We start from the raw sequence: 16,236 nt of genomic DNA, 5'->3' as shown, positions 1-16,236 counted from the left end.
CGGTCACACTATGGCTAATAATAATGAGCGGAGCTCGGTGCGGCGGCGCCGATTCCTCAAAGCTGCGGGAGCCACGGTCACCGCGACGGCTCTCGCCGGCTGCGGTGGCGGCGGCGGAAGCGGCGGGAGCGGTGGCAGCGGCGGGAGTGGTGACGGTAGCGCGAAGATCGGCGTTCTCGCGCCGCTGAGTGGCGCGACGCCCACGACCGGCCAGGAGGTCCAGCGCGGCGTCGAGATGGCGAAGGAGCACCTCGGTGGGCAGATTCTCGACTCCGACTTCGAACTCGTCGTCCGGGACACCCAGTCCACGCCGTCCGGCGCGCTCGAAGGCGCGCGCTCGCTCGTCACGCAGGAGAACGTCGACGCCATCATCGGCCCGTCGCTCAGCTCCTCGACGGCGTCCGTCGTTCCCTACATCAGCAACGAGGCGCAGATTCCCATCCTCCCGACGCAGGCCTCCTCGACGACGGCCCGCGAGGGGGACAACTGTTCGGACTACTCCTTCTTCATCTGGCCGAGCAACCGCCACACCGTCGACGTCGGGGTCAACTTCATCAACGACCTGCCGAACCACATCGACCGGGACTTCGACCCGCAGCGGATGCACTTCTTCTCCGCCGACTACTCCCTCGGGCAGAACAACCTCGAACTGCTCAAGAACCGCCTGAGCGAGGAGGGCGGCGAGGTCACCGGGCAGACCCTCGTCCCGCTTGGGACGCAGGACCTCTCCTCGTACATCTCCGAGCTCCTCAACAGCGACGCGAAGCTCATCACCGGCGTCATGCCGGCCAGTCTCGCCATCTCACTTATCAACCAGGCCGCGGACTACAACCTCAAGGAGGAGAAGGTCCTGATGTTCAACTCCGGAAAGCCGGTCAACCAGATCGTGCAGGCGTCCGTCGGCGGCTCGGCGGACGGCTGGTACGGGACGACCTTCTACAACCCCGCGAGCGAAAGCGAGATCAACCAGACGTTCAAGGAGCTCTACCCGACCGACAGCACCAGCCTCCTGCCGAACGCGGCCTGCGGCAGTGGCTTCGAGACCGTCCGCGCGCTCGCCAAGGCCATGGAGAGCGCCGGGTCCACGAACGGCGACGACGTCATCGAGGCCCTCGGCGGCCTCAACTGGCAGTCCATCTTCGGCGACACGACCTTCCGCGCCGGCGACGGCCAGGTCGAGATCGACTTCATCGGTGCCACCCGCCAGGACACGCAGTTTACCCCGATGGAGGAGTACACGAACGTCATCCCGCCGAACATGTGCTGACTCGCGCGCCGACGCGCTGAACGACACCGGGACGCCGCGGCCCCTCCGACCGGCCGCCGCGTCCCACGGCCACACCGTTTCCCCGCCGCGTCCCGCGTCGAGCGGTCGTCTTACGACTGCGGCCCGAGGTATCCCCACGCCTGCAAGCGGTCGCCGTCGCCCGCGATCCAGCGCTCGCCGATGTCGTCGCGGTAGTACATGTTCGGCATCACGATTCGGTCGATGCGCTCGTAGGCCTGCTCGCGCGCCTGTCGCATCGTCTCGCCCTTTCCGGTGACGACGAGGGGCATCCCGGATTCGCCGGCGACGCGCCACTGTCCCTCGACGTTCTTCGCGTCCTCTATGTGGACGCCCTCGCGGTCCGCCGTCTCGAAGACGACCGCGGCGTTCCGCGAACTCTCGTCGTACGTCCGCTCGTCGTCGAAGGGGAACGGCGGGAGGACGATCCGCACGCCGATCTGATAGCCGTTGTGCACTTGCAGTTCCGGGTCGTTCCCGTGCGCGAGGTCGTAGAAGAACGCCCCGGTGCTCGACTCGAAGGACTCCTCCTGGAGGGCGATAGTGGGGTAGCCGAAACGCGGCGTGAACTCCAGGGGGTAGATGCCGGTCTCGTTCACGATGCAGTTGACGTCGATGCTCCCGACGTACCCCTCCTCGGCGAGCCACCCCTCGAGTTTCCCCAACGTCTCCGCGAAGAGCTCGTTCCGGCCACCCCAGAACATCGACGTCCCCATCTCGCCCGTCGAGGGGCCGATGTTCCCCGGGAAGAGCTTCTTGTGCTCGAAGTTGAAGTTGACCTGGTCGATGAACCGCTCGCCGTCGAAGAATCCGCAGATGGCGACCTCGACGCCCTCGACCTTCCGCTGGAGCTGGAAGCCCTTCATCCGGTGGCCCCACGCCTTCTTGTACGCCGCGAGGACGTCGACGACGTCGCTCCCGTCGTCCTCGTCGCCGACGTAGAGGAGCCGCTTGACGTTCTGGACCTCGCCGAGCGGCTTGACGACGTAGGGGGCGGGGTTCTGCTGGACGAACCGGATTCCCTCGTCGAAGTCGTGGAAGACGCGGTGGTCGATAGTGTTGACGCCGTGTTCTTCGAGGACCTCCATGGCGTAGCCGCGGTCCTCTTCGAGTCGGTCCGTGTTCGGCGTCCCGCCGACGACCGCCTTCCCGCGCTCGCGAAGCTCCTCCGCGAGCGCGCCCGTGCCGATGTCGCTTCCGACCCAGATGTCGTCGAAGACGACGACGTCGGCCCACTCCACTTCGGCCTCCCAGTCGTCGGTCTTCGGGACGAACCCGTCGCCGATCTCCCGGTCGCTCTCGGCCTCGATGTAGTACTTGACGTCGTGGCCCTCCCGGTGGACCTGCCACGCGACGTCCGTGATGAGCGCCGCGTCGAGCGAGCAGAAGAGGAAGTTCTTCGAGTCCATACGCTCCACTCCACCCGGGACAGGATAAAAACTACCGCCGCGTCCCGCCGCCATCCGCCGCGGCCGCGACCGACCGACGACGGACGCGCCGGGACGCGGCCCCCGGTTCTCGTCCCGACCGACTCGGGCCGGCGCTCGCCCCCGACTCTATGTAGTTAGGCGCTGGTTCTTTGGTGACGTGGGGGCTGTGTCGGTACGTGGCCGACACCGGCCACACAGTGGTCGGCTATCCCCCCCTCTCCCCCTTGGCCGGCCGGGCGGGCTCGTCCCGCCCCTTTCGTTTACTGTGAACCCCCGTCACTCACCACGCCGCCCGTACCACGTCCTCCAGCGCCGCCGCTGACGTGTCGATTCCCGTCGGGACGTTCTCGACGAGACGGTCCGCGGCCGTCGTCGCCGCGATGTCGGCCAGGTCGTCCGCCGCGATGTCCGCCACGTCGCGCAGTCGTGTCGGGAGGTCGAGCCCGTCGCGGACGGCGGTGACGGCCTCGACCACGCCGGCGGCCGGGTCGGTCGCCGAATCGACGCCGAGTGCGTCCGCGAGCAGGTCTCGGCGACACGGGCCGCGCTCGAAGAGGTAGGCGAGCGCGTGCGGGGCGATTATCGCGTGCGCCGCACCCTGCTGAATCGACGAGTGCGTGGTCAGCCCGTGCCCGAACGCGTGGACGAGCGCGAGCGTCGAGGCGTCGGGCCGCGAGATACCGTACTGCACGAGAATCGTCCCCCGGACCGCGTCGCCGTACGCCGGGTCGTCCCCGCGGAGCGTCGGGAGCGCCTCGCGGAGGAGCGAGAGCCCGCGCATCGCGGTCCCGTCGGTCACGGGCGTCGCGGCTCGCGCGTACAGCGCCTCCACACCCTTGTCGAACCCGTTCATCGCGGAGGCGGCGAGGACGCCCTCGGGCGTCGTGGCGACGAGACCCGGGTCGTAGACGGCCGCGTCCGGCATCAGACGCGGGTCGGAGAGCCCGCCGTCGACGGCGGACTCGACGTGCCCGCTCTCGGGCGTCGTGCGGAGGCCCGCGACGTGCGTGAGGTCGGCCCCGGCGAGCGTCGTCGGCACGACGACGAGCGGCGGCAAGGTGTCCGGAACCGGGAGCGACCCGCTCTCCGCGAACGCCCGCACCGCGGCCGCCCGGTCGTCGCTCGCCGCGAGCGCGCGCACCGCCTTCGCGACGTCGAGGCTCGACCCGCCGCCGAGCGCCACGACCCCGTCCGCGTCGGTCTCGTCGTACCGCCTCGCCCCGTCGAGCGCCGTGTCGAGGCGTTTCTCCGGGGTCGTCTCCGCGAACACCTCCCCCGTCCGGCCGTCCGCACCGTCCACGACCGGCTCGATTACGGCCGGTACCGTCCCGGTCGTCGTGCCGGCGACGACGAGCGCGCGCTCCACCCCGTGCGCGTCGAGTTCCGCGCCCAACTCGCTCGTCGCGCTCGCCCCGAAGCGTATCGCCGGCGGCCGGTAGTCGAACCGGAACCCCTCCGCGCCGATGTGTTCGTCCATGGCGGCGCTTCGCCCGTCACCCGGTTAAACGCCGCCGTCGCGGCATGCACCGTCGATACCTCCCGGAGGGCCGGTGCGTCGGCGTGACAGCGAAACCCCTCTATCATACTGAGCAGTATTATTGGTCAGTATTTCTGAACAGTATTACTGCTCACTCCGAAATGGTCGGGCCGTGGGATACACTTACATAGCCCGCGCGGAAAGCGGCGAGTGTGACGACGTCGTCCACGGCCGTCGACACCACGCCCCGCACGGACACCGCCCTCGGTCGGTCCGGCCCGGCCGTCGTCTACGCCCGCCCGCGACGGCGGTATCGCGGGACACGCGGGGCACACGGGGTGGTCGCCTGATGGCGACCGCGACCGTCGGCGACGTCCGGTGTGCCGTCTGTGACACCGATTTCGCCGTCCTCGACGACCTCTTCGAGCACGACTGCGACGACGCGACCGGCCGCGGGCTCGCCGTCGCGGACGACTAGACCGCCGCGGCCGGTGACTTGATTCTCCCGCCGGGCGGACTCGGTGTATGGAGTACACCAAACTCGGCGCGACGGGCGTCGACGTCTCGCGGCTCTGTCTCGGCACGTGGCGCTTCGGGAAGGAGTCCGACGGCGTCGTGGAGACGGACCGGGAGACGGCCCACGACCTGCTCGACGCGTTCGCGGACGCCGGCGGGAACTTCATCGACACCGCGAACGGCTACGGCGACGGCCGCTCCGAGACGTGGATCGGCGAGTGGCTCGACGAACGCGACCGCGAGGACTACGTGCTCGCCTCGAAGGTCTACTGGACGCAGGAGTCGCGCTTTCAGGAGAACCTCTCGCGCAAGACGATTCGCGCGGAAATCGAGGGCACCCTGGACCGCCTCGGGACCGACTACCTCGACGTCTACTACATCCACCGCTGGGACGACGAGACGCCGATTACGGAGACCCTCGAAACCCTCACCGGCCTCGTCGAGGAGGGAACGGTCAACTATCTCGGTGCCTCGACGATGGCCGCGTGGCAGCTCACGAAGGCCCTCTGGAAGGCCGACGCCGAGGGCCTCCAGCGCTTCGACGTCACCCAACCGCTCTACCACGCCGCCTACGAGCGCGACGTCGCCGACTACCTCTCCGTCTGTGCCGACCAGGACCTCGCGGTCTGCCCGTACTCGCCGCTCGCCGGCGGCTTCCTCACCGGGAAGTACGAGCGCGCGGGCCAGGGGACGTACGACGTGACGGCCCCCGAGGGGTCGCGCGGTCAACTCGACGACCTGTTCTCCGACTACTACGTCTCCGAGCGCGGCTGGCACGTCCTCGACGCGATTCGCACGGTCGCCGAGGAGGAGGGCGCGACGCCCGCGCAGGTCGCGCTCCGGTGGCTCGTCGAGCGCGAGGCGTTCACCTGCGTCCCCATCGTCGGCGCGCGCACCACCGACCAGCTCGCGGAGAACCTCGGCGCCGTCGACGTCTCGCTCTCCGCCGACCAGCGCCACCGGATACGCGACGCGCGCTACGACGAGGGCGGCGACTACTACGAAACCACGGCCTGATTCGGTTCCGACTCGACGCTCCCGTTCGGTCGAACCCGGTCCTTCGGCCGGTCTCGGAGATAGAGTTACGGTGGTCGCCCCCGACGCCGGTACCATGTCGCAGTCCTCGTTCGACGTCACCACCGAGTCGGGACGCGAGACCGGTACGACCCTCGTCGTCGGTCAGACGCACCCCGGCCTCGCCGGCGTGACCGCGGCCGACTACCTCGTTCGTCACCTCGACGCGACGCGCGCGGGTCGCGTCTCGACCGACGCCCTCCCGGCCATCGCGCCGTTCGAGGCGGGCGTCCCGCGCCACCACAGCCGACTCTACACGCTCGACGACGCGCCGCTGTCCGTGCTCGTCGGCGAACTGTTCGTCCCGGTCGGGGCCGCGCGCTCGTACGCCGACGCCCTCCTGTCGTGGGCGGAGACGGAGGGAATCGACGAAATCGCGGTCCTCCACGGCGTCCCGTTCGCCCACGGGCCGGACGAACACGCGGTGTTCCACGTCGCCACCGAGGCGTACCGGGAACGTCGCCTCCCCGACGACGTCTTTCACCCGCTGGCGAACGGCTTCCTCGACGGCGTCGCGGGCGAACTCGTCACCCGCGGCCTCGACGGGGACGCACCGGACGTCGGCGTCTACGTCACCCCGACTCACCCTCCGGGCCCGGACGTCGACGCCTCGCTCCGCCTGCTCACGGCGCTCGAAACCGTCCACGACTTCGACGTCGACGAGAGCGAACTCGAAGCCCTGAACGAGCAACTCCGCGAGTACTACGGAAAGCTCGCCGAACGCGTCGCGTCCGCGGCCGAGGGCGAGGAGGGCCTCGGCGGCTACGACACGCAGGACGGTATGTACATGTGACGCGGCGGCCGAAAAACGATGTGTGGTAACGCCACCCAAACACCTATGACGCACCAAACACAATAATTAACCGTGATGAAAACGCCCGTGCGAAACCGGCTGCCCGACCGGCCGGCGACACCGGCGCGTACCGCCGCCGGAGCCGCCGAACTCCTGTTCGCGCTCTGCGCCGCCCTCGGCGTCGCGTGCTACGCGCTCGGGCTGCTCGTCGGCATGTACGGCACGGCGAGCCTCGGGGTCGTCGTCGGTGCCGTGGGCGCGCTCGGCAGTCTCGCGGTCGCGTCGACGCACGCGGACCCCGACGGCGACGGACGCCGCTGACGGCTCCGTCACTCGCGGGGCGTCGGTCGCTTTTCGACGTCGACGCCGTCGGTCACTCGCCCATTCGCTCGCGCCGTGGCGCGCCGTGGTGCACCACCCGCCTCGGCGTCACCCGCTTCGAACCGTCAACACGGGTACGTCGGCGGTTCGGACGACGCGCTCGGTGACGCTCCCGACGAGCACCCGCCCGAGGCCGCGACGGCCGTGCGTCCCCATGACGATGAGGTCGATGTCGTTGGCCCGCGCGTACGTCGTAATCGCCTCGTGGACGTTCCCGTTCGTTATCGTGCTGCGCGCCTCGACGCCCGCGTCCGCCGCGGCCGTCGTGACGTATTCGACCGCGTCCTCGCCCTCGTCCTCCAGGTCCTCCACGACCGTCTCCGTCGCGTCCAACGTCGCGTACGGGCTCGTGTCGACGACGTAGAGCGCGTGAATCCGCGCGCCGTACGTCGCCGCGATGTCGACGGCGTGCTCGACGGCCGCCTCCGCTTCGGGGCTCCCGTCCGTCGGAACGAGTATCTCGTCGTACACGCACCCCGCTACGGCCGCCAGCGCATAAACACACGGGCCCGTCGTCGCCGTCGAGGAGCTGGTCGACGGACGCGTCGCTCGGACGTGTGGAAGTCCCCGCCCGCAGTGGGGCGGGATGCAATGGAATGCCTCCAGACTTCTTGCTGTACCGAGGGGCGCGTCGTCCCGCACCGGTAGCGTGGTTGTGGCGTCCGGTGAACCAATCGCGGGTCGTCACCCACCGGCGGGCCACTCAGCAGCCCCATCCCCCTTGGGATGACGGTTATCAGTACGGGTTCTTTGATAAAAAAGTTGTTGCCGAACCGGGGGCCGGACCGACATCCACGAGCCCCGACACCCCCGGCCGGTGTTCGGGGCGGCGTCGTTCGCTCCGCTCGGTCCGTCCGCTCGGGGCGGGCGACCCGCCGGGAGAGCCACGCGTGAGCGCTCGCGGTCGTACCCCGGAGCACGACGCGTCCGGCGACGGTATCGACGGCCGTGACACCCGCCCGGTCCTTCGACGGGTCGTCCCGTACGCCGGTCGGTCGAGCATCGACCGTCGCACAGCCGTCGGGCGCCGTCGACGCCGGTCATCGACAACCTTCTTGGCCCGCTGTGCCCTCCCTTTCGACGACCCCGGACGCGCGCCCGAGCGCTCCACCACGACCACACCACCGCTCACCGATGGCAACCTCCTTCGACCTCTTCGACACGCTCCTCTCCGTCCCCCGGCCGGCCGACCCGGCCGCCGCAGTCGCGGCCGAACTCGACGCGCGCGACGTCACTGTCCCCACCGACTGGGCGAGCGCGTACCGCGAACCGCACGTCGACGTCCCCGACGGGGCCGAACTCCCCCTCCCCGCGCACGTCGCCGCCGCCCTGCGGAGCCGCGGTGTCGACCCGACCGACGGCGACGGACACGGGAACGCCGTCCGGCGCGCCGTCGTCGCCGCCTTCGACCCGACCGACGTCGACACCCACCCCGACGCCCCCGACGCCGTCCGCGCCGCGGCGCGCGTCGGCCCCGTCTGCGTCCTCTCGAACTGCAGCGTCCCCGGCCTCGTCCGCCGCGCGCTCCGCCGCTCCGCCCTCGACGCCGACGCCTTCGACGAAATCGTCACCAGCGTCGCCTGCGGCTGGCGGAAACCCGACCGTCGGGCGTTCGCGGCCGTCGCCGGCCGCCTCGACGTCCCGCTCGCCGACCTCCGCCACGTCGGCGACGACCCGCGGACCGACGGCGGCGCGGACGCCGCCGGCGCGCACGGCATCCTCGTCGACGAGACGCCGCTCGCCGCCCTCCCCGACAGACTCGGTGAGACGCGGTGAGCGTCGCCGCCGCCCTCGCACTCGCGCTCGGCGTCGCGCTCGACGCGCTCGTCGGCGAACCGTCCACCCGCTTCCACCCGGTCGCGTGGTTCGGGCGCGCCGTCGGCCGCGCCGACCGGCCGTGGCGACACCCCCGACTCGCCGGTGCGCTCGTCGCGTTCGCCCTCCCGCTCGCCGCGGCCGCCGTCGTCGCCGCGAGCGTCGCCCTTCCGTCGCTGCTCGTCGCCGGCCCCGCCGCTCTCGCCGCGGGCGCCGCCGTCGCGGGACTCTGGGTCTTCGTCGCGTCGAGTCGCCGCGCGCTCGTCAGCACCGCCGCCGACGTCCTCGCCACGCTGGCCGACGACCCCGACGCGGCCCGCGACGACGTCCGCGCGCTCGTCGGGCGCGACACCGACTCGCTCTCCGTCGCCGACCTCCGCAGCGCGGCCGTCGAGAGCGCGGCCGAGAACCTCGCCGACGGCCTCGTCGCGCCGCTCACCGCGTTCGCGCTCGGCGCGCAGGTGTCGCTCCCCGTCGCGGCGGCCGCCGCCGCGTGGGTGAAGGCCGTCAACACGCTCGACTCCATGCTCGGCTACCCCTCGAAGCCCCACGGCACGGCGAGCGCGCGGCTCGACGACGCCGTCATGTGGCTCCCGGCGCGCGTCAGCGCGTTTCTCCTCGCCGTCGCCGGCGGCGACATCGGGGCCCTCCATCGGGCCGCCGCGTGGGCGCGCGACCCGCCGTCGCCGAACTCCGGGTGGCCGATGGCCACGCTCGCCGCCGTCCTCGACGTCCGCCTCGCCAAACCCGGCGTCTACGCGCTGCACCCGACCGCCGACCCGCCGACGCCCGAGCGCGCCCGGCGCGGCGTCCGAATCGTCGACCGCGCCGCCGTCCTCGGCGTCGCCCTCACGGGGGTGTGCGCGTGGGTCTGAGCGCGCCGGTCCGCCGCGTCGCCCGCGCCCTCCGTGGCGCGCTCGGGTTCCTCACGCGCGCGCCGGTCGGTCACGACCGGGCCGCCTGGGACGCCTTCCGCGCGACCCCCGTCGCCTTCCCGCTCGCCGGCTACCCCATCGGCGTCGCGCTCGCACTCCCGCTCGCGCTCCCACTCTCCCCTTCGCTCGCCGCGTTCGCCTTCGTCTGCTGGGTCTACGTCGTCACCGGCATCCCGCACGCCGACGCGATCACCGACCTCGGCGACGCCGCCGTCGTCCACGGTACGCCCGCCGAACGCCGCGAGGTCATGACGGACACGACGGTCGGTGTCGGCGGCGCACTCGCCCTCGGCCTCGTCCTCCTCGGCCTGTTCGCCCTCGGCTCCACCCTCGCCGCGCTCCCACTCCGCGCGCTCGCGCTCGTCGTCACCGCCGAGGTCGGCGCGAAACTCGCCGTGGCCGCCGTCGCCTGCCTCGGCGACCCCGCTCACGAGGGCCTCGGCTCCGCCGTCGCCGGCGACCTCGACGCGCGCTCGCTCGCGCTCCCGGTCGCCGTCTCGCTCCCCGCCGCCCTCCTCGCGTGGCCGACGCCCGCAGGGGTGCTCGCCCTCGTCGCGGCCCTCTGCACCGCGCTCTGCGTCCGCGCGTGGGCGACCCGACGGCTCGGCGGCGTCAGCGGCGACGTCCTCGGCGGCGCGAACGAACTCGCTCGCCTCGCCGCGCTCTTCGCGGGGGTGGTCGCGTGGACGGCCTGGTGATGTGCGGCGGCCGGGGCACCCGACTCGACGCGACGGCGGAGAAACCGCTCTCCCGCGTCGCCGGCGTCCCGATGGTCGAGCGCGTCGCGGACGCGCTTGCGGCCAGCCGCGTCGAGACGACGCACGCCGCGGTCAGCCCGCACGCCCCCGAGACGGCCGCGCACCTCGACGACCGCGGCGTCTCGCTGATCGAGACGCCCGGCGAGGGGTACGTCGCGGACCTCGGCGCGGCGCTTGATACGCTCGAATCGCCCGTTCTGACGGTCGCCGCCGACCTCCCCCTGCTCGACGCGGCGTCGGTGAACCGCGTCCTCGACGTCTCCGCGGACGCCGCCGACGGCCCCGGCGTGCAGGTCTGCGTTCCCGCCGCACTCAAACGCCACCTCGGCGTCAGCGCCGACACGACCTACGAGCGCGACGGCCGCGAGGTCGCCCCGACCGGCGTCAACGTCGTCGCGGACGGGGACACCGAAACCGTGTTGCTGTCGTACGACGTTCGCTACGCCGTGAACGTGAACCGCCGCCGAGACGCCGCAGTCGCGGAGGCCCTGCTGTGACGTTCGTCCTCGTCGCCGGGACGACCGAGACCGCGGGCATCGACGGCATCAGCGCCGCCGGCGAGACGCCCGCCCTCATGGCGCACACGCCCGCCGCCGACGCCGAGCTCGTCGCCTACGGCCGGCCCGTGTTCGCCCCCATCGTCCCCGTCAGCCCCGAGGGGTGCCCGACCCCCGGCCTCGTGACGCGCGCCGTCCGCGACCTCCTCGGCTTCGACGTCGTCGTCGCCGACGCCGGCCTCGCCGCCCGCACCGCCGCCCCCTCCGTCGGCTTCGGCAGCGACCCCGGCGCGGACGTCCGCTCGGCCGACCCGGTCCCGGACGCCGCCGCCCGCCACGACGTCGCCCGCGAGTACGCCGCCGGCCACCCCGACGACGAGTTCGTCGTCGGGGAGACGATTCCCGGCGGCACGACCACCGCCATGGGCGTCCTGCGCGCCCTCGGCGCCGATTACGCCGTCTCCTCCTCCCTCCCCGCGAACCCCCTCGCGCTCAAGCGCGAGGTCGTCGCGGACGGCCTCGACGCGAGCGGTCTCGACGCCGGCGACCTCGCCGGGGAGCCAATCGAGGCGATTCGCCGGATGGGCGACCCGACGCTCGCCGTCACGCTCGGCCTCCTGCGCGGCGCGCTCGAACGCGGCGCGGACGTGACGCTCGCCGGCGGCACCCAGATGCTCGCCGCGGCGACGCTCGCGCGCCACGCCGACGTCACCGCCGACTTCGACGTCGCCACCACCTCCTTCATCGCGGACGACGACGCCGTCGACGTCCGCGCCGCCGCGGACGCCCTCGACGTCACCCTGCACGTGACCGACCCCGGCTTCGTCCCGGACGAGCACGTCGCCACGGACCACTACCTCGCCGGCGTCGCCAAGGAGGGCGTCGGCATGGGCGGCGCGCTCCACCTCGCCGACCGCGCCGGCGTCCCGATGGCCGACGTCCGCGAGCGCCTGTTCGCCCGCTACGACGCCCTCGTCGGTGACGATGGACCCTGAGGCCGCGACCGGGGTCGACCGCGTCCCCCACGGGAGCAGCGACGACCCCGACGTCCTCGACTTCAGCGCGAACACGAACCCCGCGGTCCCCGAGGGCGCGCGCGAGGTCTACGCCGACGCGTTCGACGCCGCACGGACCTACCCGGCGGAGCCCCCGGACGCCTACCGCGACGCGGCGGCCGCCGTCGTCGGCTGCGACGCCGCCGACGTGGTCCCGACTCCCGGCGGCCTCGCCGCCATCCGACTCGGTATCGAGACCACCGTCACCGCCGGCGACAGCGTCCTCGTCCCGAAACCGAGCTTCGCCGAGTACGCCCGCGAGGTCCGCCTTCAGGGCGCGGAGCCGACGTTCGTCGCCCACGACGCCGTCCTCGACGCCGACCCGTCCGCCCACGCGCTCGTCGTCCTCTGCACCCCGAACAACCCCACGGGCGACTGCGCGGACCCCGAGCGCCTCCGGGCGTTCGCCGCCCGCTGTCGCGCCGCCGGCACGCCCCTGCTCGTCGACGAGGCCTTCCTCGGCTACACGGACACGCCCTCGCTCGCCGGCACCGAGGGCGTGATGGTCGCGCGCTCGCTCACGAAGCTCTACGGGCTCCCCGGCATCCGCGCCGGGTACGCCGTCGCGGTCGGTGACCTGCGCGAACGGCTCCTGGGTGCCCGCCGCACGTGGAACCTCGGACGGCCCGCGCTCGCCGTCGGGACCCACTGCCTCGACCGAACCGACTTCGTCGCCGAGACGCGCCGCCGCGTCGCCGCCGAACGCGAACGCCTCCGCGACGCGCTCGACGCGGCGGGGTACGACGTCCACCCCTCCGACGCGCCCTTCTTGCTCCTCGACGTCGGCGACCGGACCGTCGACGCCGTCGTCGCTGGCGCGCGCGAACGCGGGGTCGCCGTGCGCGACGCGACGACCTTCCGCGGCCTCGACGCGCACGTCCGCGTCGCCGTCCGCCGCCCCGCCGAGAACGACCGCCTCGTCGAGGTGCTCGCCGATGTCTGAGGCGACCGTCCGCGAGGGGGTCCTCCGCGTCGCCCGCCAGGGGGCGCGGTGGCTCTCCACGGGCCCCGACGGGGGCTATCGGGACGCCGACGCCGCCTACAACGTCTCCGTCCCCGAGGGGTGGACCGAGACCGACCTCGACGCGTACGTCGCCGACCGCCGCGAGCGCGCGCGGTTCGACGCGCCCGGGCCCGCTCTCCTCACCGGCGTCGACCTCGCGCACTGCCGGGGCGCGCGCAGCGACCCCGTCATCGCCTACGCGACCGCCGGCGTCTCCAATCCGGCCGCGCTCCCCGTGGACGCGGGCGACGCCGACGCCGGCGTCCCCGAGACGGCCGAGGCGCACCCCGGGACGGTCAACGTCCTCCTCGTGACGACGCGCTCGCTCGACCGCGGCGCGCTCGCCGGCCTCCTCGCCACCGCCGTCGAGGCGAAGACCGCGACGCTCCTCGCCGAGACCGGCTTCCCCGGCACCACGACGGACGCGGTCGTCGCCGGCACCGACCCCGACGGGGAGCCCGCGCGGTTCGCCGGCAGCGCGACCGCCGTCGGCGCGGCCGCGCGGGCGTGCGTCCGCGACGCCGTCCGAGCGAGCCTCGCCTCGCGGTACGCCGAACGCGCCCCGCCCGACTCCGTGGCCGACGCCGAACACGGCGTGGCGACGACGCGCCGTACCGAGGTGTTCGCGCCGTGACCGGGGTCGTCCCCGGCGGTACGGCCTCCGGGCCGGACGAGACCGCCGCGACCCTCGCGGTCCGTCGCGCGCTCGCCGCCTGCCGACCCCGCGCGGCCGCGCTCGACGCCGCCTGCCGACCCCGCGCGGCCGCGCTCGACGCCGCCACCGCGCGCGACCCCCTCCGAGAACACGCGACGCTCGCGACGCACTGCCACGCCTCTACTGCGAGCGGCCCGTTCGACACCTTCATCGACCTATGAGCCACGACGATCACGACGACCACGACGACGGGGCAGCGAGCGAACGGACAGCGGACGGCACTGACGACGGCCCGGCCGCCCGCCCGACCGACGCGTCGCGCGACGACGACGGCTCCGCGGACGCGCCGCGTCGCCCGACGCCCGGCAAGGGCCGACGGCCGGACGCGCGCGCCATCGAACCCACGGCCCCCGAGGAGTTCGGCCTCGTGCAGGTCTGGTGGGGCGACGGGAAGGGCAAGACGACGGCCGCGATGGGGATGGGCCTCCGCGCGGCCGGCCACGGCTACCGCGTCCACATGCTCCAGTTCATGAAGGGCGGCGCGGACAGCGTCGAGGACACCCGCGGCGAGTACAACGCCATCGCCGCCCTCCCCGGGTTCACGTACGAGAACGCCGGCCACTACGGCTGGCACGGCCTCCGCGATGGGTCCGACGAGGACGAGCACGCCGCCGAGGCCCGCGCTGCGTTCCGCCGCGCGCGCGAACTCGTCGACGCCGCCCGTGACGTCGACGGCGCGCTCCCGCTCGACGCGCCCGCGGACCGCGGCGTCCACATGCTCGTCCTCGACGAGGTGCTCTACGCCGTCTCGCGCGGTCTCGTCGCCGAAGCCGACCTCGTCGACCTCGTGACCTCGAAGCCCGACGACCTCGAACTCGTCCTCACGGGGAGCCACGACGAACCCGACTATCTCGCCGACCACGCCGACCTCGTCTCCGAGGTGCGAAAACACACCCACCCGATCGACGCCGGCCGGCGCGCCCGGAAGGGCACCGAGTACTGATGGCGAACACCCTCCTGGTCGCCGGGACGGCGAGCCACGTCGGCAAGAGCACGGTCGTCGCCGGCCTCTGTCGCGCGCTCGCCGACCGCGGTCGCGCCGTCGCGCCGTACAAGGCGCAGAACATGAGCAACAACGCCCGCGTCGTCCCCGCGCCCGACGGTGACCCCGGCGAAGTCGGCGTCTCGCAGTACGTTCAGGCCCGCGCGGCGCGGGTCGCACCCACGACCGACCACAACCCCGTCCTCCTCAAACCCCGCGGCGACCGGGAGAGCCAACTCGTCGTCGACGGGCGCGCCGTCACGCACGTCGACACCGACGACTACTACCGCGACTACTGGTCGCGCGCCCGCGAGGCCGCCGTCGCCGCCCACGAGCTCCTCGCCGACGCCCACGACGTCGTGGTCGCCGAGGGCGCGGGCAGCATCGCCGAAATCAACCTCCACGACCGGGACCTCGCCAACCTCGAAACCGCGCGGGTCGCGGACGCCGACGTGCTCGTCCTCGTCGACATCGAGCGCGGCGGCGCGTTCGCCAGCCTCTACGGCACGCTCGAACTCCTCCCCGCCGACGTCCGCGAGCGCGTCGTCGGCGCCGCCATCACGAAGTTCCGCGGCGACCCCGCGCTCCTCGAACCCGGCATCGAGGAGATCGAGGCCCGCACCGGCGTCCCGGTCCTCGCCGTCCTCCCGTACGACGACCCGGGGCTCCCCGCGGAGGACAGCGTCTCGCTCCCCGCCGCCGACGAGTCGGCCGTCCGCGGTGCCGACGACGGCGTCCCCGACGCCCGACGCGTCACCGTCGCCGCCGTCCGCCTCCCCCGCATCTCGAACGCCACCGACCTCGAACCGCTCGCCGCCGTCCCCGGCGTCCGGGTGCGCTACGTCCCCCCGACCGGGCGAATCGCCGACGCGGACGCCGTCGTCCTCCCCGGCACGAAGAACACCGTCGACGACCTGCGCGCGCTCCGCGACGCCGGCTTCGGTGACCGCCTCCGTGCCTTCGACGGCCCCGTCGTCGGCCTCTGCGGCGGCTACCAGCTGCTCGGCGCGGCGCTCACGAACGCCGGCGTCGAGAGCACCGACGACGTCGAGCGCCTCCCGGGGTTCGGCGTCCTCCCCGTCATCACCGCCTTTTGCACCGAGAAACACCTCGAACGCGTCTCGCTCGACGTCGTCGACGCGGACCCCATCGCCGGCGCGACCGGCACCGCGACCGGCTACGAGATACACATGGGCCGCACCGAACTCACGGACCGCGGCGCGGCGCGTGCCGACGTGACGCACCCGCTCGGGCCGCGCAGCGTCGCCACCTCCGACGCCCTCGGGACGTACCTCCACGGCGTCTTCGAGAACGCGACCGTGCGCGACGCCTTCGTGGACGGGCTCTACGAGCGCGCCGGGGTCCCGCGTCCCTCACCCCCCGCCGACCGCGACTCGCCCGCCGACCGCGCCGCCGCCCTCGTCTCCGACGCCGGCCTCGTCGACGCGCTCCGCGACGCCACCGACCTCGGCGTTTAGCGACCGGGGGAATCGAGCGGTCGCCGGACCGGGCTCCCGAGA

The 16,236-nt window shown here is 73.0% G+C and carries 19 protein-coding genes; 16 read left to right on the top strand and 3 right to left on the bottom strand.

What is annotated here, in order from left to right:
• Window positions 1-10: 10 nt before the first annotated feature.
• The gene (locus tag IEX84_RS04885; protein ID WP_188870414.1) at window positions 11-1,267 is read left to right on the top strand and encodes an ABC transporter substrate-binding protein; all 1,257 of its coding nucleotides are present in this window, start codon (window positions 11-13) and stop codon (window positions 1,265-1,267) included.
• Between the two features lie 110 nt (window positions 1,268-1,377).
• On the opposite strand, the gene IEX84_RS04880 is transcribed toward IEX84_RS04885, so the two are convergent.
• Window positions 1,378-2,694, bottom strand: coding sequence for a phosphoribosylglycinamide synthetase C domain-containing protein (locus IEX84_RS04880; RefSeq protein WP_188870412.1), 1,317 nt, complete (start codon window positions 2,692-2,694; stop codon window positions 1,378-1,380).
• Between the two features lie 301 nt (window positions 2,695-2,995).
• The gene (locus tag IEX84_RS04875; RefSeq protein ID WP_188870410.1) at window positions 2,996-4,192 is read right to left on the bottom strand and encodes an iron-containing alcohol dehydrogenase; all 1,197 of its coding nucleotides are present in this window, start codon (window positions 4,190-4,192) and stop codon (window positions 2,996-2,998) included.
• A 212-nt stretch (window positions 4,193-4,404) separates the two neighbouring features.
• Here IEX84_RS04875 and IEX84_RS04870 point away from each other — a divergent pair, with 212 nt between their 5' ends.
• From IEX84_RS04870 to IEX84_RS04855, 5 genes are all read left to right on the top strand, one after another.
• A complete protein-coding gene (locus tag IEX84_RS04870; protein ID WP_188870408.1) occupies window positions 4,405-4,542 on the top strand; it encodes a hypothetical protein in 138 nt (45 codons plus the stop codon).
• Window positions 4,542-4,670 carry a hypothetical protein gene (locus IEX84_RS14680; protein WP_268237629.1) on the top strand — a complete coding sequence of 43 codons (129 nt, stop codon included), beginning with the start codon at window positions 4,542-4,544 and terminating at the stop codon, window positions 4,668-4,670. Before IEX84_RS04870 ends, IEX84_RS14680 begins: the two co-directional genes overlap by 1 nt.
• Window positions 4,671-4,717: 47 nt before the next feature.
• Window positions 4,718-5,725, top strand: a complete 1,008-nt coding sequence (locus IEX84_RS04865; protein ID WP_188870407.1) for an aldo/keto reductase — start codon at window positions 4,718-4,720, stop codon at window positions 5,723-5,725.
• Window positions 5,726-5,819: 94 nt separating this feature from the next.
• Window positions 5,820-6,575, top strand: a complete 756-nt coding sequence (locus IEX84_RS04860; protein ID WP_188870404.1) for a proteasome assembly chaperone family protein — start codon at window positions 5,820-5,822, stop codon at window positions 6,573-6,575.
• A 72-nt stretch (window positions 6,576-6,647) separates the two neighbouring features.
• Window positions 6,648-6,896: a hypothetical protein gene (locus IEX84_RS04855; protein ID WP_188870402.1), complete on the top strand. Its 249-nt coding sequence runs from the start codon at window positions 6,648-6,650 to the stop codon at window positions 6,894-6,896.
• 108 nt (window positions 6,897-7,004) lie between these two features.
• Here the strand turns inward: IEX84_RS04855 and IEX84_RS04850 are convergent, their stop codons facing one another.
• Window positions 7,005-7,427: a universal stress protein gene (locus IEX84_RS04850; RefSeq protein WP_188870400.1), complete on the bottom strand. Its 423-nt coding sequence runs from the start codon at window positions 7,425-7,427 to the stop codon at window positions 7,005-7,007.
• A gap of 663 nt (window positions 7,428-8,090) precedes the next feature.
• On the opposite strand from IEX84_RS04850, the gene IEX84_RS04845 reads away from it, so the two are divergent.
• The 10 genes from IEX84_RS04845 to IEX84_RS04800 are packed head-to-tail and all read left to right on the top strand — an operon-like array spanning window position 8,091 to window position 16,194.
• The gene (locus tag IEX84_RS04845; protein ID WP_188870398.1) at window positions 8,091-8,732 is read left to right on the top strand and encodes an HAD family hydrolase; all 642 of its coding nucleotides are present in this window, start codon (window positions 8,091-8,093) and stop codon (window positions 8,730-8,732) included.
• The gene (gene cbiB / locus IEX84_RS04840; protein WP_188870395.1) at window positions 8,729-9,646 is read left to right on the top strand and encodes an adenosylcobinamide-phosphate synthase CbiB; all 918 of its coding nucleotides are present in this window, start codon (window positions 8,729-8,731) and stop codon (window positions 9,644-9,646) included. The genes IEX84_RS04845 and cbiB overlap by 4 nt, the downstream gene beginning before the upstream one ends.
• Window positions 9,637-10,404 (top strand): adenosylcobinamide-GDP ribazoletransferase, encoded by a 768-nt coding sequence (gene cobS, locus IEX84_RS04835; RefSeq protein ID WP_229732308.1) that lies wholly within the window; start codon window positions 9,637-9,639, stop codon window positions 10,402-10,404. The genes cbiB and cobS overlap by 10 nt, the downstream gene beginning before the upstream one ends.
• Window positions 10,404-10,961, top strand: coding sequence for an NTP transferase domain-containing protein (locus tag IEX84_RS04830; protein WP_188870910.1), 558 nt, complete (start codon window positions 10,404-10,406; stop codon window positions 10,959-10,961). Before cobS ends, IEX84_RS04830 begins: the two co-directional genes overlap by 1 nt.
• Window positions 10,958-11,956, top strand: coding sequence for a nicotinate-nucleotide--dimethylbenzimidazole phosphoribosyltransferase (locus IEX84_RS04825; protein WP_188870393.1), 999 nt, complete (start codon window positions 10,958-10,960; stop codon window positions 11,954-11,956). The genes IEX84_RS04830 and IEX84_RS04825 overlap by 4 nt, the downstream gene beginning before the upstream one ends.
• The gene (locus IEX84_RS04820; RefSeq protein ID WP_188870908.1) at window positions 11,946-12,959 is read left to right on the top strand and encodes an aminotransferase class I/II-fold pyridoxal phosphate-dependent enzyme; all 1,014 of its coding nucleotides are present in this window, start codon (window positions 11,946-11,948) and stop codon (window positions 12,957-12,959) included. The genes IEX84_RS04825 and IEX84_RS04820 overlap by 11 nt, the downstream gene beginning before the upstream one ends.
• A complete protein-coding gene (locus IEX84_RS04815; RefSeq protein WP_188870391.1) occupies window positions 12,952-13,653 on the top strand; it encodes an adenosylcobinamide amidohydrolase in 702 nt (233 codons plus the stop codon). The genes IEX84_RS04820 and IEX84_RS04815 overlap by 8 nt, the downstream gene beginning before the upstream one ends.
• The gene (locus tag IEX84_RS04810) at window positions 13,650-13,895 is read left to right on the top strand and encodes a hypothetical protein (RefSeq protein WP_188870389.1); all 246 of its coding nucleotides are present in this window, start codon (window positions 13,650-13,652) and stop codon (window positions 13,893-13,895) included. Before IEX84_RS04815 ends, IEX84_RS04810 begins: the two co-directional genes overlap by 4 nt.
• Window positions 13,892-14,677, top strand: a complete 786-nt coding sequence (locus tag IEX84_RS04805; protein ID WP_188870387.1) for a cob(I)yrinic acid a,c-diamide adenosyltransferase — start codon at window positions 13,892-13,894, stop codon at window positions 14,675-14,677. The genes IEX84_RS04810 and IEX84_RS04805 overlap by 4 nt, the downstream gene beginning before the upstream one ends.
• A complete protein-coding gene (locus tag IEX84_RS04800) occupies window positions 14,677-16,194 on the top strand; it encodes a cobyric acid synthase (RefSeq protein WP_188870385.1) in 1,518 nt (505 codons plus the stop codon). The genes IEX84_RS04805 and IEX84_RS04800 overlap by 1 nt, the downstream gene beginning before the upstream one ends.
• Window positions 16,195-16,236: the final 42 nt, after the last annotated feature.

It is taken from the genome of Halarchaeum rubridurum (genome assembly GCF_014647115.1).
Classification (GTDB): Archaea; Halobacteriota; Halobacteria; order Halobacteriales; family Halobacteriaceae; genus Halarchaeum; species Halarchaeum rubridurum.
The sequence above is the reverse complement of the archived record's forward strand: the minus strand, read 5'-3'. Positions and strand labels throughout refer to the sequence as shown.